Source organism: Alloscardovia macacae, from assembly GCF_002259705.1.
GTDB lineage: Bacteria > Actinomycetota > Actinomycetes > Actinomycetales > Bifidobacteriaceae > Alloscardovia > Alloscardovia macacae.
Map to the genome: position 1 here is coordinate 425,741 of NZ_MWWT01000005.1, position 16,479 is coordinate 442,219.

Genomic DNA, 16,479 nt, shown 5'->3' on the forward strand with positions numbered 1-16,479 from the left:
AGCCCTCGCGCATAATAGAAGTATGGAGACTATGGAACCGTTACATATCGTTCTGGCTGGCGGTGGTACTGCTGGCCATGTAAACCCTCTGCTGAGCATAGCGCAGCAGATTCGTCAGATGGAGCCGGACGCTCAGCTGTCCGTCATCGGCACGGCGCAGGGCCTGGAGGCGCGCCTCGTGCCGGATGCTGGCTTCGAGCTGGATACCATCGAGAAGGTTCCGTTCCCGCGTTCCCTGAATGCGCGGACCGTCGCTTTTCCTGGTCAATTCCTCCGCCAGCTACGCTCAGTCTCTCACATATTCGAGAAGCGTCATGCAGATGTCGTCGTAGGAGTGGGAGGCTACGCCTCTGCACCAGCCTATGTGCAGGCTCACCGCCACCACATTCCCATCATTATTCATGAGCAGAATGCTCGTGCAGGCATGGCGAATAAGCTCGGTGCCCGCTGGGCATCCTACGTAGGACTCACGTATGAGGACAGTGGCATTCACGCTGGGAAAACGACGCGAGTAGAGCGCGTGGGACTTCCCCTGCGCGATGCTATATCCCAGCGCGCAGCGGCTCTGGAAGTAAACCGCGCGGAAGCGAAGAGGGAAGCAGCTCTCGAGCTCGGCCTCGACCCGGATATTCCCATCATAGCCGTCACGGGTGGCTCGCTCGGGGCTCTGAGCCTGAACCGTGCTGTAGCGCAGGCTTCGCGAGAGCTGCTCACTATGGCACAGATAGTCCACGTGACAGGGCGCGGAAAGATAGATGAGGTACGAAAGACAGTCTCTGAGCTGGCTGGTGAGGATATCCTCACAGACCTCGGTAGTTTCACGAAGGGGGACTACCACATCGCTGAATACTGGGAAGGTATGGATGCCATTATGGCAGCAGCGGATGTGGTCATCTGCCGCTCTGGGGCAGGAACGGTAGCAGAGCTCACAGCCCTGGGAGTGCCAGCTATCTACGTTCCTCTGCCTATAGGAAATGGCGAGCAGATATATAATGCTCAGCCTGTGGTGGATGCAGGAGGCGGCATCATCGTGCATGACGATGACCTGAATGCACAGTGGATACGCGACCACGTGGTGCCACTGGTGGAAAAGAAGGAAGAATTGGACTCGATGAGCCAGGCAGCGTGGAACTACGGAAAGCGAGACGCCGCACAGAAGATGGCACAGACCATCCTCGATATAGCGAGACTCGCACGAAAGTAAGGACAGCACATGACATTAGACCCGACGTACCAGCCGATAGACTACGCAGCAGCAGACATCAGCACGTGGAAGCGCGTGCACTTCATAGGCATAGGCGGATCTGGCATGAGCGTGCTGGCGGACATGCTTCTCGAACGAGGTGTGCAGGTGAGCGGATCAGACGCGCAGGCGAACGCGAAAACGGAGCATCTCGCCCAGCTCGGCGCCACCATCTACCTCGGTCAGAAAGCCGAAAATGTAGAAGGCGCATCCATAGTCGTCTACTCGTCGGCCATTAAGCCGGATAATCCGGAGATTATCCGAGCCACCGAACAGGGAAGCATCCTCATGCACCGCTCGGACATCCTCGCTACGCTCCTGGCACACGGCACATCTATAACCGTAGCCGGAGCGCATGGGAAAACCACGACGAGCGCCATGATAGCGCAAATCTTTACCAGTGCAGGAACGGGAGAGCTCGCAGACCCGAGCTACGCCATCGGTGGATCCATCCACACGCCAGAAGGTCTGCGCGATGGCGGACATGCAGGACGCGGACGCATCATCGTGGCTGAAGCGGATGAATCCGACGGCAGCTTCCTCAAGTACACGCCGAACATAGCCGTTATAACGAACGTAGAACCCGACCACCTCGACCATTATGGAGACCGCCAGGCTTTTATGCAGGCGTTCATCCAGCATGCTCAGCATGCTACAGGACATGTGGTGGCTTGCGCTGATGATGAGGGAGCACTGTCGGTAGTACGGTCTCTCAGCGATGACGAACGTAAGCATGCTGTGGTGTATACCACCTCGCCGTCCCTGTCTGTCACGTATGGGCAGGTCGTGAGAGTGTATACTGAGGCTGCACGTACTGGTGACGGTGGTCAGGACTTCAGCGTGGTGTGGTCAGAGCGTCTCGGCGAGCAACCACTGCATGCGCACATCCGCGTACCAGGCATCCATAACGTGCGAAATGCTGCCGCTGCGCTTATCGCGTCCATCCTCGCAGGAATGGATCCTGCGGATGCGGCCCGCGCACTGGATGACTTTAGGGGAGCGGCTCGTCGCTTCGATGTGAAGGGCTTTGTAAACGGGGTTACCGTAGTGGATGACTACGCGCACCATCCTACGGAAGTATCTGCGCTGATGGACGCCGCACGTGTGCGCTATCCAGACGCGCGCATTCGTGTTCTCTTCCAGCCACACCTCTTCTCCCGCACACACTTCTTCGCACGAGAATTCGCTATGGCTCTCGAAAAGGCGGATGAAGCACTCGTGAGCGCCATCTATCCAGCGCGAGAATTCCAGAAAGACTGGCCGGATATTAGTGCAGAGACTATTCCTGCGGCGGCTTCGGGTGCTGGGTCTGGCGTTGCTTCTTCTGTGGCTTCGGTTAGAGGAGGCGCAGGCTCAGTGCGCGCCTTCGAGGATATGCACGAGGCGGCCGAATACCTCGCTCGTACAGCCGAACCGGGGGATGTCCTCTTTACTGTGGGGGCAGGATCCATTACTGCCATGGCAGATGTCATGGTGGATGCTCTGCGTGAGCGCTTCTCTGAGGGAGAGTAAGGTTCATGTCTCAAACGCAGGGGGATAACGCTCGGGGTAAGGACAGGCGCGCATCTCGCACTGCGCGGTCGGCACGGTCAGTACAGTCGTCGCAGCCGTCTCGCGTCGTGCGCGCATCCACTCTGGTGAAGCAGAACGAGCAGGATGCTTCTTCTCAGGACATCGCCGCTCAGCTGCGAGAGAAAGTGACTGTGCGCCCGAAGACCATAGACTTCGACAAGCGCAGAAAAGAACAGAAAAGTGCTAGACGCCTCTACTGGGCGAAACGTGTGAGCATCCTAGTCGGCGTGCTCGGCGTGCTGGCGTTCGGTGTCTGGGCTCTGCTCTTTTCCTCCTGGCTAAAAGTAGAGTCTGACCAGATACGAATATCTGGGGCAGGGACGTGGGCGAGGATAGAAAAAATTCAAGCCCTGACGAATGCTCAAGTGGGTCGCTCACTTCTGCTTGTCTCCGACGCGCAGCTGGCTACTCAGCTTGATGCTATCCCAGGCGTGGCGAGTGCGGACATAACGAAAGACTATCCCCACGGCCTCATCGTGCGCATAACAGAAGAAACACCTACGGCGCAGCTTCTGGCACAAGATACGAAACAGTACACGGCCGTGGACGCTCAGGCTCAGCAGATTACCACGTATAAGGACGCTGCTGCGGGGATCCCTGTCATTACAGTGCCGACGACGCGTTCGGGTCTGAAGAATCAGGCAGTGCTCGAAAGCATCGCTGTACTTTCGGATATGGATGCTGGGATGCGCGGGCAGGTGACGCAGACCACTGCGCGCACTCAGGACTCTATTACGACCGCACTGAACTCTGGATATACTGTCGTATGGGGGAACTCTTCGTCTATGAGTACGAAGCGTGCTATCGTGGCGAAAGTTATTCAGCAGCTTCAGGCGGAGGGAACGAACAGTGGGACCATCGATGTCTCAGCGCCATCGAGGCCTATTATTAAATAACCAGTGCAGACGTGAACACAGCACGGCCTCGAATGTAGGGGCGAAACGGTACACTTGAAAGCAATTTACAGCCTGAATATTCAGCCTGACTTATCAGCCTGACGAAAGGAACGTCATAGTGAGCACACAGCGTCGCGTTTTGTTAAAGCTTTCCGGTGAAGCTTTCGGTGGTGGATCCGTAGGCATCGATACCACCGTGGTTCAGCGGGTCTCGCGCGAGATTAAGTCTGCGGTAGATCAGGGCGTTCAGGTGGGCATCGTCGTGGGTGGAGGAAACTTCTTCCGCGGTGCGGAGCTCAGCCAGGCTGGACTCGAACGCAGCCGTGCAGACTATATGGGTATGCTCGGAACGGTCATGAACTGCCTCGCACTGCAGGACTTCCTCGAACAGGAAGGTCAGCCTACTCGCGTTCAGACGGCCATTACCATGGGCCAGGTAGCCGAACCATACATTCCATTGAAGGCTATCCGCCATATGGAAAAGGGACGTGTGGTCATCTTCGGTGCTGGTGCTGGAATGCCATACTTCTCCACGGATACTGTCTCCATCCAGCGTGCGCTGGAGATAGGATGCGATGAAGTGCTCATGGGGAAGAATGGCGTGGATGGCGTCTACTCGGCAGATCCACGAAAGGATGTGAATGCGCAGTTCCTTCCACAGCTGTCCTTTAACCGCGCACTCGTGGATAATCTCGCAGTGATGGATGCGTCCGCACTTTCCATGGCTCGAGATAACGACATGCATATCCGCGTCTTCGGCCTCGAAGGCGAGGGGAATGTGACCTCGGCACTGCTGGGAGAAAACATCGGCACTATCGTGTCGAATGAAGAATAAGTGTCCGTAAGTTTAATAATCTGAGTAATCGTAGTAACCATTAAAGGAGATTCGTTATGGCTAGTGTCATCGATGCAGCTCGCGACCAGATGAAGAAGACTGTGGAGTCCACGCAGGAGAACTTCTCTGGCATTCGTACAGGACGTGCAAACCCAGCATTCCTGAACCCTATCGTCGTGGATTATTATGGCGCACCGACACCGCTGAAGGCTCTGGCTACTATCGGTGTGCCAGATGCGCGCACTCTCGCTGTCACTCCATTCGACGTATCCCAGGCGAATGCCGTGGAGAAGGCCATCCGCGACTCGGATTTGGGCGTAAACCCACGCCGCGACGGAAACGTCATTCACGTGACCATGCCAGAGCTGACTGAAGAGCGTCGTAAGGATTACGTAAAGCTGGCTCGCCAGAAGGCTGAAGATGGTAAGGTCGCTGTGCGAAACATTCGTCGTAAGACGAAGGAAGGCATCGACGCTGCCATTAAGGACGGCGAGTACGGTGAAGACGAGGGCAAGCGCCTGCTGAAGGACCTCGACGACGTAACGAAGAAGATTACGGACGAAATCGATGCCATGCTGGCAGCGAAGGAAAAGGACATTCTTTCCGTCTGACGGCAGGCTGTTATTCTCGAGGGTAGGTGTTATCTAAACAGGACTCGTGCCAGGGCGTGAAAGCCGGGGTAGGAGTCCTGTGCTTTTCAGGCTATGAGGAGAGCGATGTCAGATACGAGTGGACAGGAAAAAAAGAGCATGCTGGACTCGCTACGTTCTACGATGGATGCTATTAATAAGCGTACTGGCCGTAATATGGTTCAGGCTGTGGGAACGAGCATCGTACTCATCGCTCTAATCGTGGCGAGCCTCGTGTTTTATGCCCAAATCTTTCTGTGGCTGGTCATAGCATTCGTATGTGTGGCTCTGTGGGAGCTGCGCATCGACTTTGCGACCATAGGTATTCGTATCCCCATCGTGGCTCTGTGGATTATGACGGTGGGCACATTCCTCGCCATTTATTACATCCCTGTGCGCTCCTCGCACACGGTCGTAGCAGCCATAGGATGCGTGCTGACTGCGGCCGTGGTGTCTCTCGTAGCTACTATCAAGCGAGAGAATCATTACCGCGTCGAGCGTGCTGTGGCGAAGAAGATGGGTGCTTTGGAGGAGGACTTCGAGTCCTGCTCCCATCATGACTACCGCCTGACCCACGTGGGCGCGTCTTTGCTCGCTGTCTTTTACGTGACGGTACTGGCGAGCTTCATCGTCTTGCCACTGACTCGTGACCATCCCGTAGCATTCGAGTTTATGATTCTCTTCCTGCCTTCGCTCGGAGATATCGGTGGACTTACTTTCGGAGCGGCTTTCGGTAAGCATAAGCTTTCTCCGCGCATCTCGCCGAAGAAGAGTGTAGAAGGCCTCATCGGCTCTGTTCTTTTCGCTGTGCTCGGCGCGGTAGGTATAGGCTTCTTCACGTATGACACGGATACGCTCGTTCGCCATCTGCCCGCTCTGCTCATCATGGGCGTGTGCGTGGGCATCGTGGGCCTTTTCGGCGACCTGTGCGCGTCTATGCTGAAGCGCGACATGGGGCTGAAGGACATGGGGCATATCCTCGCTGGCCATGGCGGCGTCCTCGACCGCGTGGATTCTATCCTCATGTGCGCTCCGGTTATCTGCATGTTTGTTATGGCGTTCGGCCTGTAGACTGCTCTTCTTTTCTGCCAATTCTTCCACTCCCGACGAAAGACTCTTCTCATGACTACTTCACCTTCTTCCCTTCACATCTCGAGTGAGCTCGAGAAAGACGCCGACAGCGGCATTACCGCGGGAGATAAGAGCGCATTTCGCGATGTTCTCTCGAAAGACCACGCACGTCGAGGAAAGGCGCCTCTCCACCTCGTGGATATGACCGACGAAGAACGCAAGGAGCATGCGAAGGAGCTCGGCATGCCAGCTTTTCGTGTCAAGCAGCTCGCACAGCACTACTTCGCTCACTTCGACACGAATGTCTCGGAATTCTCGGACTTCCCATCCTCTCTCGCGCAGACTGCGAAGGACGCGTTCTTCCCGGATCTCATCACTCCTGTCCTCGAGCAAGAAGCAGATAAGGGTGAAACCATTAAAACTCTGTGGAAGCTTTTCGACGACTCGCGCATCGAGTCCGTCCTTATGAAGTACCCGCAGCGCGTGACTCTGTGCATATCTAGTCAGGTGGGCTGTGGCATGGACTGCCCATTCTGCGCGACAGGACGCTTAGGGCTTACGCGAAATATGTCTGCGGGTGAGATTCTCGAGCAGGTACGCATCGCTGCCCTGCAGTGTGAGAGTGGACGTCTGCCCGGTGGACCGACGCGCCTGAGTAACATCGTTTTCATGGGCATGGGTGAAGCCCTCGGAAACTATAAAGCGATGATGAAGGCTATCCGCCAGATTAGTGCGCTTCCTCCAGAAGGATTCGGCATTTCTGCACGAAATATTACTCTGTCTACCGTCGGCGTGGTGCCAGGCATTCGAAAGCTCATTACTGAGCATATTCCTGTACGTCTTGCTGTATCTCTGCACGCACCGAGTGATGAGCTGCGCGATGAACTCGTGCCTATGAACCGTCGTTTTAATACGACACAGGTACTCGACGCTGCGCACGATTACTACCTCAGCTCGAAGCGTCGAGTCAGCATCGAGTACGCTCTCATGCGGGGTATTAATGACCAGGCGGAGCATGCGCAGCTGCTCGCGAAGCGCTTGAATCATTATGGGGATGACTGGGTTCATGTGAATCCTATTCCGCTGAACCCTATAGAGGGATCTCGGTGGACGGCCTCGAAGCCAGAAGACGAAGCCCAGTTCATCGATATCCTGCGCAAGGCAGGCATCTCTGCCACACTCAGGGATACGCGTGGAAGTGACATCGATGGGGCATGCGGGCAGCTGGCTGCGAAAGAGCTGGCGCAGGACCTCGTGCGTCGCTCGTAGCGAGAGACAGATACTGGAAAAGGAGCACACATGGCATTAGCCGTACGCGTTATCCCGTGCTTAGACGTGGACGCCGGTCGCGTGGTCAAGGGCGTGAACTTCGAGAATCTGCGCGATGCAGGAGATCCTGTCGAACTCGCGCGCGAGTACTACCGGCAGGGTGCAGATGAGCTCACCTTCCTCGATGTGACTGCGTCGAGCTCTGGTCGCGAGACCACGTACGACATGGTACGCCGTACTGCTGAGGAGCTCTTCATCCCACTGACCGTAGGAGGTGGAGTGCGCACACCCCACGACGTCGACATGCTGCTGCGCTGCGGCGCAGATAAGGTGGGTGTGAATACTGCAGCTATACAGAATCCAGACCTCATCAGCGAAGTAGCAGACCGTTTCGGCGCACAGGTCCTCGTCCTATCCATCGATGCACGCCGCTGCACGGAGGAAAGTGACCATCAGACAGAATCGGGCTACGAGGTGACCACCATAGGTGGAAAACACCGCACAGGCATCGATGCTCTGGAATGGGCTGAAAAGGCCGCTGAACTCGGGGCGGGAGAAATCCTCCTGAACTCCATGGACGCGGACGGTACGAAGAATGGCTTCGACCTGCCGATGATTCGCGACGTGCGCAGCGTCGTGGACATTCCTCTCATTGCTAGCGGAGGAGCAGGGCGACTCGAGGACTTCCCTCCGGCCATAGAGGCTGGCGCTGATGCCGTTCTGGCTGCTTCTGTCTTCCACTTCGGCGAGATGACTGTGACAGACGTGAAGACGACTCTGAAAAATGCGGGATATGAGGTGCGCTAGGACATGAGTGATATGCATACACTAGACATGGCTCACATCCTTCCACGTCTGAAGCACGACGAGCAGGGACTCGTCGCGGCCGTCATTCAGCAGTATGACTCTGGTCGTGTGCTCATGGTGGGGTATATGAATGATGAGGCGCTACACCGCACGCTGACCGAGGGGCGAGTGACCTTCTGGTCGCGCTCTCGCCAGGAGTTCTGGCGTAAGGGAGACACGTCCGGGCACGCGCAGTACGTGAAGAAGGTGGAGCTCGACTGTGATGGAGATGCTCTGCTCATTCAGGTCGACCAGGTGGGGGCAGCCTGCCACACGGGCGAGTATTCCTGCTTTGATGCGGGCGGCGAGCTTCCTGCACGCGTGGGACATGTCCCGGAGAAGGAATAGTCTGCTCACTGTAGACGAATTAAGGAGGATTCAGGATGAACTTAGCATACATTCCGTCGCCATCGATATCGAGTTTTTCGCTCGGACCGCTGACCATCCGTTTTTACGCGCTGGCTATCCTCGTGGGCATCGTCGTGGCTGTCTGGCTCACGAGCCGCCGCTGGATAGCGCTGGGTGGCTCGTTCGACCAGATTCTCGACATCACCATCGTCGCGGTTCCGTCCGGCATCGTAGGCGCGCGGCTCTACCACGTCATAACGACGCCGGAGCTCTATTTCGGCTCTAATGGCAATTTTTCTGATATTTTCAAGATTTGGAACGGCGGACTTGGTATCTGGGGAGCGGTACTTCTGGGAGTGCTCGCCGTATGGGCATGGGCACGCTATAAGAAGTATTCCATCGCTATGCTCGTGGATGCTGTGGCTCCAGGGCTGCTCATCGCACAGGGCATAGGCCGCCTCGGAAACTGGTTTAACCAGGAGCTGTACGGTTCTCCTACCACGCTTCCGTGGGGTCTGAAGCTGAATGAGTCCACTAACGCCATCGGCTCGAGCGAGTCCTGCTACACGGGACAGTCCTGCCCTACAGGAGTGCTCTACCATCCGACCTTCCTCTACGAAATGATCTGGAACTTTATCGGAGCAGCACTGCTTCTGTGGCTCGGCGCTCAGATTACCAAGCGCTTTAAGGCTGGAAGTCAGTTCGCTCTGTACGTCATGTGGTACACGGCTGGACGCACGTGGATAGAGATGCTGCGCATCGACCGTGCCCACGAGTTCCTCGGCTTGCGCGTGAACGTGTGGGTTTCTCTCATCGTCTTTGTCCTGGCAGTGGTCGCCTTCGTGCTCATCCAGCGTTCGGGCAAGAGCACTGCGGAGCTGAAGGAAGAATTGGACTACGTCACAGACCTCGAAAAGCAGGTCGAACTCGGCGTCCTGACCTCACGCCAGCTGCGCGATAAGCTCACGGATGAAGCACGTGCTGCTGCACGCGAAAAGCGAGAAGAAAAGCAGGCTCTCAGCGAGGAAAAGAAAGCGCACGAAAAGAGCGAAAAGGATCTCTACGAGGAAGCGAAGGCTCTCGTGGCGAAAGCGCATAAGGATCAGAAGGCCGAGTCGGACGAGAAGTAACGCCGCCCGTCTCCTACACACCCTAAAATGAGGAACTATGAGTATACAAATAGCACCAAGCATTCTTTCCGCAGACTTCGTGAACCTCGAGCGCGAGCTGCAGGCCATCTCCACAGCTGACCTCGTCCACGTGGACGTCATGGATCATCACTTCGTTCCGAACCTCACGCTCGGCGAGCCTATCGTCAAGCGCATCTGCGAAGTAAGCCCTATCCCGGTGGATGCACACCTTATGATAGAGGACCCTGACCGCTGGGCTCCTGAGTTCGCGAAGGCAGGAGCTGCATCGGTCACCTTCCACATGGGAGCTGCACACGCTCCAGTGCGCTTGGCACGCCAGCTGCATGACATGGGCGTGAAGGCATGCTTTGCTGTGCGTCCAGCTGAACCAGTGGAGCCTATCTTCGACATCCTCGATGAGTTCGACATGATTCTCATCATGACGGTGGAGCCAGGATTCGGCGGGCAGAAGTTCCTCGATAACCAGATGAATAAGGTGCGTCGCCTGCGCGATGAGATTACTCGTCGAGGCCTGAGCACGAAGATTCAGGTGGACGGCGGTGTGAGCCCATCGACGGCACACATCGTAGCTGCTGCAGGTGCAGACGTGCTCGTGGCAGGTTCCGCTGTATATGGTGCAGAAAATCCTGCTGAAGCTATCGCTTCCATCCGTGAGGAAGCAGAAAAGGCATTTCGTGCATGAAGACTTTCGAATCCCTCTATGCAGAACTCAGTGCGAAGGCAGCATCTGGGGCTGAAGACTCACTGACTGTGGACGAGCTGAAGAAGGGCACACACTTCATAGGCAAGAAGATCCTCGAAGAAGCAGGGGAGACCTGGACAGCGGCCGAGTATGAAGGCGCAGCCCGCACCGCCGAAGAGATGAGTCAGCTCATCTACCATCTGCAGGTCATGATGATTCAGAAGGGCATTAGCCTTGAGGACTTGTATAAGAACCTGTAGGCAGTGTCTGTGCTTTAAACTTCGCCTACGTCTCATTCGGTGAGACTGTGCAGAAGCCCCGCGAGGAGTTCGGGTAGAATGTGGAAAATATTTTACCCGAACTCCTTGCGGTTTTTACGCGTTTTCCTCTGAAAGGCTCTGTATATGCTGAAGATAGCTGTACCGAATAAAGGCATGCTCTCCGAGCCAGCCTGGGATCTGCTGAAAGAAGCAGGTTATAAGCTGCGCTCGAATCCACGTCAGCTCGTCGTCGAGGATGAGGAAAATGATATCCAGCTCTTCTACCTGCGTCCTCTTGACATAGCAGTATATGTGGGAAGTGGCATTATCGATGTGGGTATTACGGGGCGCGATATGCTGCTGAACTCGCAGACTGAAGCCATAGAGCACATGGCACTGGGATTCGGCGCATCTACCTTCCGTTTCGCAGCGCCGAACGAAAGCTCTATCCGGACTGTAGAAGATCTGGATGGAAAGCGCATAGCCACGTCCTTCGACAAGGTCGTGGCGGATTATCTGGCTGGTCGTGGTCTGAATGCGCGGATCGTGCACCTCGACGGGGCTGTAGAGTCTTCTGTACAGCTGGGTGTGGCTGATGCCATCGCCGATGTGGTCTCCACAGGGACCACTTTGCGTAACGCTGGACTGCATATCTTTGGTGACCCTATCGTCACTTCAGAAGCCATCGTGGTACGCTCACCTCGCGTGGATACGTCTGACCGTGATCTCATTAAGTTCCAGCGCCGCATCCAGGGTGTGCTTACCGCACATAGCTATGTACTGATGGATTACGATATCCCGGTGGCGAAGGTCGCGCAGGCTGTGGCCATTACGCCAGGATTTGAGTCACCTACTGTGTCCCCACTGCATGACTCACAGTGGGCAGCTGTGCGCGCTATGGTTCCACGCTCGCAGATGAATACGCTCATGGATCAGCTGTACGACGTAGGGGCGCGCGCCATTATCATTACGAGCATTCAGGCTTCGCGTATGTAGTGGGTTTTGGTCTCTCGGGGAGGGGACGTTATAGGGCGTCGTAGGGCGTCGTAGAGCCTACCCGATGAAAAAATGCGACTTTTCTAGAAGTCTATCGAAAAAAAGACGGTGTGATCCGCGAAAAATCGACGAACTTCTAGAAAAGTCGCATTTTTTCGAATCAGAACCATCCCATCCGACACGCGCCAGCCGCCACGCCCGTGCACCATAGCCCGCATGGAGTAGAATAAAAGCGATGACAGACATGAGACAGGATGAGAAAGATATTCCCAGCGAAAAGGATGCGCAGACGCTGAGCCTCAGGCCGAGTAACAGGATAGTTACCTGGCCTAATTTCGTGAGCCTTCTGCGCCTGCTCACTATTCCGCTCATCGCTATACTCATCGACCATGGGCATCTCGTTTATGGTCTCATTATGCTGGCTATCTCCGCTCTGACGGACTGGCTGGATGGGTTCCTGGCCCGCTCATTGAATCAGATTACGAAGCTCGGACAGATTCTCGACCCTATAGCAGACCGTCTTCTCATTTTCTGCTCCATCCTGGCGCTCGGCTTTGCGGGCATTATTCCCTGGTGGTTTATTATCATAGTCGGCTCTCGCGAAGTGGTTCTCAGCATCCTTGTGCTTGTTCTCGCTCAGTTTAACTATGGTCCACTTCCGGTGCACTTCGTGGGTAAGACGGCCACGGCCATGATTATGGCGGATATCCCGCTACTCATGATCTCTGGCATGGGCACGTCCACTCTTTTCTCCATCCTCGAATATGCGGGCCTGGCCTTAGCTATTTGGGGGATTAGCCTGTACTGGGTGGGGGGATTCATCTATATGTACCAGGGTGTGAAGCTCATTCGGAAAGACTGTTATCGTGGCTAGTTCAGATAGCCTGTACGACGAGAATGGCAGTACTCCTGTCCCGAGCATTATCCCTCCAGAGTCTGAGCAGCGTCCCGTGCGCGTGCGCTCCACATTTTCCAGTGATGCGAAAAAACTCGGTCGCCATCGCATCGATGAGGAGAGTATGGCGCGCGAGCACGATGTGCGCTCCATTCAGAATCATAAGCGACAGAGTTCATCGCAGCTTCTCGAAGACCTTATGCGCCATCCTCTCGACCCCATGTTCGAGGATTCTACCCTCACCGCGCATACCATTACGCCATTTCAGCGTATCGTCACGCAGGTCATCTCATTTCTCCTGTGCGTGGTCGTGGGCGTGGCTGGGACGCAGATAGTGCGAAATCTTCAGGGGAATTCTCGAGAGAAGGTACGCACCGAGCTGGCAGCTCAGGTGACGAGTGCTACGAATCATGCGCAGAGTATAGAGAATGACATTAAGCAGCAGCAGGCTCAGATAGCGCAGCTGACCCGTCAGGCGCGCGCGGACTTGAGAACCGTGCAGAAGCTTCGGGATGTGAATATCCTGACAGGGCAGACTGCTGTCAGGGGAGATGGAGTCACAGTTACGCTCATGAATCCTATGGATGCGTCGAATCAGGCGACGCAGGGCCGTGTGACGGAAGGACAGTCGAAGGGCAGGGTGACTGATGCGCAGCTTCAGCTGGTCGTCGCGCTCCTGTGGGCGGGCGGTGCAGAGGCTATTAGTGTAAATGATCAGCGTTTGGGCCCGCAGACGGCTATCCGTGCGGCGGGAGATACCATCCTCGTGGGCGTGTCCGGCGTGCAGAGCCCGTATGTGGTGCGTGCTATAGGCGATGCGTCTGACCTGCAGGCTGAGGTTCAGGCCGAGGGGAATACGGCACGCATGTTCCGCTCTCAGAATATAGACATGAGTGTAGTGCATTCGCGTGGACTTCAGTTACCGGCTGCGAGTACAGTAGTAACTGAGTATGCACGGAAAGGAGAAGGGTAGTGGCAGCAGTTCTGGGCATTATCGTCGGGGTAGTCGTGGGCATCTTCGTGCACACGGATGTTCCGGTATGGCTTCAGCCGTACCTGCCTATTATGGTCGTCGCGGCTTTGGACGCGCTTTTAGGTGCCGGACGGTCGTTTTTTGAGCGCAATTTTTCCGACCGCGTATTCGTCATCTCCTTCCTCTCGAATGTGCTGACGGCTGTGCTTCTCGTCTATATCGGCAGCTTACTCGGAGTGAGCTCGCAGCTGACCACTGCAGTGATAGTGGTGCTTGGTATCCGCATCTTCTCGAACGTATCTGCTATCCGCCGCTTTATCTTTAGCGCGTAGGAAGAGGGAAAATTGGCAGAAGAAAACGAAAAAGAAGCAGACAGCACGCAAACAGGCGTCTTTCCTGTGGTCGAAAAGCCACGTAAGCTTTCGCGCGCGGCCAGCTCCACCATATCGTCGTGGAGCGAGTTTCTGCGCGAGCTGCGCCATAACAGGCACACACGTGGCCTCGTCAGCTCTCTCATACTTATAGCGCTCGGAGCGGGCGTGGGGTATGCGTTCATGGCACAGCAGCGCATTACGAACACCTCCTACGATGCGCTCAGCGAGTCCGAACTCGTCACACTGCTCGACGAAACGAATAATCAGATAACGAGGCTCGAAACGCAGCGTACACAGCTCAGCCAGCAGCTCGACTCTATCCAGACAGCGAATAACAAGCAGCAGGAGATAGAACGCATCGCCCAGGAGAACAAGGATGCGAACGACATCCTCAGCGGAAGCACAGCAGCATACGGGCCAGGGATTCAGGTGACTATCTCCCAGGGTACGAAGAAAGACGTATCAGCGGCATCCCTCTTTACCGTCATCGAAGAGCTGCGAAATGCGGGCGCAGAAGTAATCCAGATAGGGGACGTGCGCGTGGTAACCTCCACCTACGTAACAGACACGAAAACGGGTCTCGTTTCGGATGGAGTCCTGCTCGAAGCTCCGTATGTGATAAAAGCCATAGGGGATAAGACCGCGCTGCAGAACGCCATAGATATTAGTGGTGGAGTAGGCTCGTCACTTCGTGTAAACTATGGTTCCACAGTAACTGTGGTCCAGAAAAGTAAAGTAGACATTACGGCTTTGGCACACAGTTTTGAATATAAGTACGCACAGACAGTAGAATAAAGGTTATGGATATATCGATTCCTACAGCAGGTGAAACGACAGTAATAGGTATGCCGGCTATCACGATGCCGGTGACATCGACAGGTGAGCGGGCGCTCACTGCAGAAGATGTGGAGACGATTTCGCGCCTCGGGGATGGGGCAGCACTGCTCATCGCTACGCGCAGTGGCGCAGGTTCGCGCTATCTTCTCGACGCGGATGTAGTGCGTGCAGGGCGTGATGCGGCCAGTGACATCATTCTGGATGATAATACCGTCTCGCGTGAGCATACCGTCTTTACGCGAACTCCTGAGGGGTATGTGCTCTCGGATGCGGGAAGCCTGAATGGAACGTATGTAAACCGTGAGCGTGTGGATAGCGCCGTGCTGAAGAACGGGGATGAGATTATCATAGGTCGTTTCCGCTTCGTGTATTTTATGAAGTCGGCCATGAGTGTGGCGTAGGCATACGCGGATTTTTTGATGGTAGACGAGGCAGAACTCACGCAGGATGCCGTGCAGTCGCAGCAGTCCCAGCAGCCGCAGCTGAGCCTGCACGTCCGTCTGGCGGACCGTGAAGACCTGAGTAGTCGCGGGGTTGTTCAGGGAGCGCTTTTCGAACTGGAATCCGACGAGGAAGAAGTCGGATACCGGGGAGTAATCGCATCTAAAGTGGCGGGCATCACATACCGACAGCTGGATTACTGGGCCCGCAAGCACATCGTCGAGCCGAGCGTCACGCCGTCGTCTGGGTCCGGCTCGCGGCGACTGTATTCCTTTAAGGACATCGTTATCCTATCGGTGGCGAAAAAGCTGCTCGATGCGGGTGTGAACCTGAATAACGTAACGACGGCACTGGCATACCTTGAGCAGCGCCGCATAGGACAGCTGGAAAATGTGACCATCATGTGTGATGGCGTGCGCATATACGAGTGCACGAATGAGACGGAGATGCTGGATCTCATGCGTGATGGGCATGCCGTCTTCGGCGTGTCTGTGGGCGTCATGTGGCACGAGATTTCAGCCGCACTGAAAGCAGAAACATCTGTGAGCAAAGCGGATAATACGCGTGCACATGCTACTGAAGCGATGCATCGCGCCGAGATGGTCGATGAGACGAATGGGTTAGATCTCGGTTCGGAGTTCTCTGTGCGTGATGTGGCAGACCTGACTGAGCAGCGTATGCGAGAGAAGCTCGAGAAACAGAAGCGTGCGCGGGTGCAGGGAGCAGCGCTGTAAAGGAAAAACTACGTTTTCTGACATAACGTACATTATCGGACATTTGGGCGGGTTTGTTTTTGCAATTTTTTCTTTATGTCTAGTGGATCATTTCTGACATGTTATGCGGGTGCTTGCACATATAATGTTCTCACTCAATTTTTCTACTTTCCGTCCGTTTGCGTTCCATGTGGCGGTTGCGCGGTTTCCTGCTGGTGTCTGCCCGTTTGGCGTGTTGTAGGTGAATTGGTTGCTGATGTTTGCGCCTGTAGTGGTATCCCAGACACTCTGGTCGGTTATTGTGTAGTGTAAGCCGTTTGGGTTTATCGTATCGCTGAACCAGAGGGCTTCTCCACCGACTCCTGTACCCGTGGTGATGAAGGTTGTGTTGCGCATGCGGTCAGCGCTAATGCCCTGCTCAATACGCTTAACTGGAGGGCTTGGCGGT

Annotated in this window: 19 protein-coding genes; all 19 read left to right on the forward strand. The window is 55.5% G+C overall.

Translation table 11 applies throughout. The features are described from left to right. Positions 1-22: 22 nt before the first annotated feature. The 19 genes from murG to ALMA_RS04625 all read left to right on the forward strand — a co-directional run bounded on the left by murG (position 23) and on the right by ALMA_RS04625 (position 16,052). Entirely contained in the window at positions 23-1,204 is a 1,182-nt protein-coding gene (gene murG, locus ALMA_RS04535; RefSeq protein ID WP_094726541.1) for an undecaprenyldiphospho-muramoylpentapeptide beta-N-acetylglucosaminyltransferase, read from the forward strand. A gap of 9 nt (positions 1,205-1,213) precedes the next feature. Next, positions 1,214-2,755, forward strand: coding sequence for a UDP-N-acetylmuramate--L-alanine ligase (murC, locus tag ALMA_RS04540; protein WP_094726542.1), 1,542 nt, complete (start codon positions 1,214-1,216; stop codon positions 2,753-2,755). A gap of 5 nt (positions 2,756-2,760) precedes the next feature. Next, on the forward strand, positions 2,761-3,711 hold the full coding sequence (locus ALMA_RS04545) for a cell division protein FtsQ/DivIB (RefSeq protein ID WP_094726543.1): 951 nt from the start codon (positions 2,761-2,763) through the stop codon (positions 3,709-3,711). Between the two features lie 118 nt (positions 3,712-3,829). After that, positions 3,830-4,546 (forward strand): UMP kinase, encoded by a 717-nt coding sequence (gene pyrH / locus ALMA_RS04550; RefSeq protein ID WP_169712306.1) that lies wholly within the window; start codon positions 3,830-3,832, stop codon positions 4,544-4,546. A 56-nt stretch (positions 4,547-4,602) separates the two neighbouring features. Beyond that, positions 4,603-5,157: a ribosome recycling factor gene (frr, locus tag ALMA_RS04555; protein WP_086105837.1), complete on the forward strand. Its 555-nt coding sequence runs from the start codon at positions 4,603-4,605 to the stop codon at positions 5,155-5,157. Between the two features lie 105 nt (positions 5,158-5,262). Next, complete coding sequence (locus ALMA_RS04560; protein ID WP_244568864.1) at positions 5,263-6,246, forward strand: phosphatidate cytidylyltransferase; 984 nt, start codon at positions 5,263-5,265, stop codon at positions 6,244-6,246. A gap of 51 nt (positions 6,247-6,297) precedes the next feature. Then, on the forward strand, positions 6,298-7,515 hold the full coding sequence (rlmN, locus tag ALMA_RS04565; protein WP_094726545.1) for a dual-specificity RNA methyltransferase RlmN: 1,218 nt from the start codon (positions 6,298-6,300) through the stop codon (positions 7,513-7,515). A gap of 30 nt (positions 7,516-7,545) precedes the next feature. Then, complete coding sequence (gene hisF / locus ALMA_RS04570) at positions 7,546-8,322, forward strand: imidazole glycerol phosphate synthase subunit HisF (protein WP_094726546.1); 777 nt, start codon at positions 7,546-7,548, stop codon at positions 8,320-8,322. 3 nt (positions 8,323-8,325) lie between these two features. Next, a complete protein-coding gene (hisI, locus tag ALMA_RS04575) occupies positions 8,326-8,709 on the forward strand; it encodes a phosphoribosyl-AMP cyclohydrolase (protein WP_094726547.1) in 384 nt (127 codons plus the stop codon). Positions 8,710-8,744: 35 nt separating this feature from the next. After that, positions 8,745-9,839, forward strand: coding sequence for a prolipoprotein diacylglyceryl transferase (gene lgt, locus ALMA_RS04580; RefSeq protein WP_094726548.1), 1,095 nt, complete (start codon positions 8,745-8,747; stop codon positions 9,837-9,839). Positions 9,840-9,876: 37 nt separating this feature from the next. Next, positions 9,877-10,542: a ribulose-phosphate 3-epimerase gene (gene rpe, locus ALMA_RS04585; protein ID WP_094726549.1), complete on the forward strand. Its 666-nt coding sequence runs from the start codon at positions 9,877-9,879 to the stop codon at positions 10,540-10,542. After that, entirely contained in the window at positions 10,539-10,802 is a 264-nt protein-coding gene (locus ALMA_RS04590; RefSeq protein WP_094726550.1) for a phosphoribosyl-ATP diphosphatase, read from the forward strand. Before rpe ends, ALMA_RS04590 begins: the two co-directional genes overlap by 4 nt. A 144-nt stretch (positions 10,803-10,946) precedes the next feature. Further along, on the forward strand, positions 10,947-11,798 hold the full coding sequence (hisG, locus tag ALMA_RS04595) for an ATP phosphoribosyltransferase (RefSeq protein WP_094726551.1): 852 nt from the start codon (positions 10,947-10,949) through the stop codon (positions 11,796-11,798). Between the two features lie 235 nt (positions 11,799-12,033). Continuing rightward, the gene (locus ALMA_RS04600) at positions 12,034-12,672 is read left to right on the forward strand and encodes a CDP-alcohol phosphatidyltransferase family protein (protein WP_377867002.1); all 639 of its coding nucleotides are present in this window, start codon (positions 12,034-12,036) and stop codon (positions 12,670-12,672) included. Continuing rightward, positions 12,665-13,666, forward strand: coding sequence for a DUF881 domain-containing protein (locus tag ALMA_RS04605; protein ID WP_094726552.1), 1,002 nt, complete (start codon positions 12,665-12,667; stop codon positions 13,664-13,666). Before ALMA_RS04600 ends, ALMA_RS04605 begins: the two co-directional genes overlap by 8 nt. After that, the gene (locus tag ALMA_RS04610) at positions 13,666-13,998 is read left to right on the forward strand and encodes a small basic family protein (protein ID WP_086105828.1); all 333 of its coding nucleotides are present in this window, start codon (positions 13,666-13,668) and stop codon (positions 13,996-13,998) included. The genes ALMA_RS04605 and ALMA_RS04610 overlap by 1 nt, the downstream gene beginning before the upstream one ends. Before the next feature lie 12 nt (positions 13,999-14,010). Continuing rightward, entirely contained in the window at positions 14,011-14,835 is an 825-nt protein-coding gene (locus tag ALMA_RS04615) for a DUF881 domain-containing protein (protein ID WP_094726553.1), read from the forward strand. A 5-nt stretch (positions 14,836-14,840) separates the two neighbouring features. Further along, the gene (locus tag ALMA_RS04620; RefSeq protein WP_086105826.1) at positions 14,841-15,278 is read left to right on the forward strand and encodes an FHA domain-containing protein; all 438 of its coding nucleotides are present in this window, start codon (positions 14,841-14,843) and stop codon (positions 15,276-15,278) included. Positions 15,279-15,296: 18 nt separating this feature from the next. Beyond that, the gene (locus tag ALMA_RS04625) at positions 15,297-16,052 is read left to right on the forward strand and encodes a MerR family transcriptional regulator (RefSeq protein ID WP_094726554.1); all 756 of its coding nucleotides are present in this window, start codon (positions 15,297-15,299) and stop codon (positions 16,050-16,052) included. The last annotated feature ends 427 nt before the right edge of the window (positions 16,053-16,479 follow it).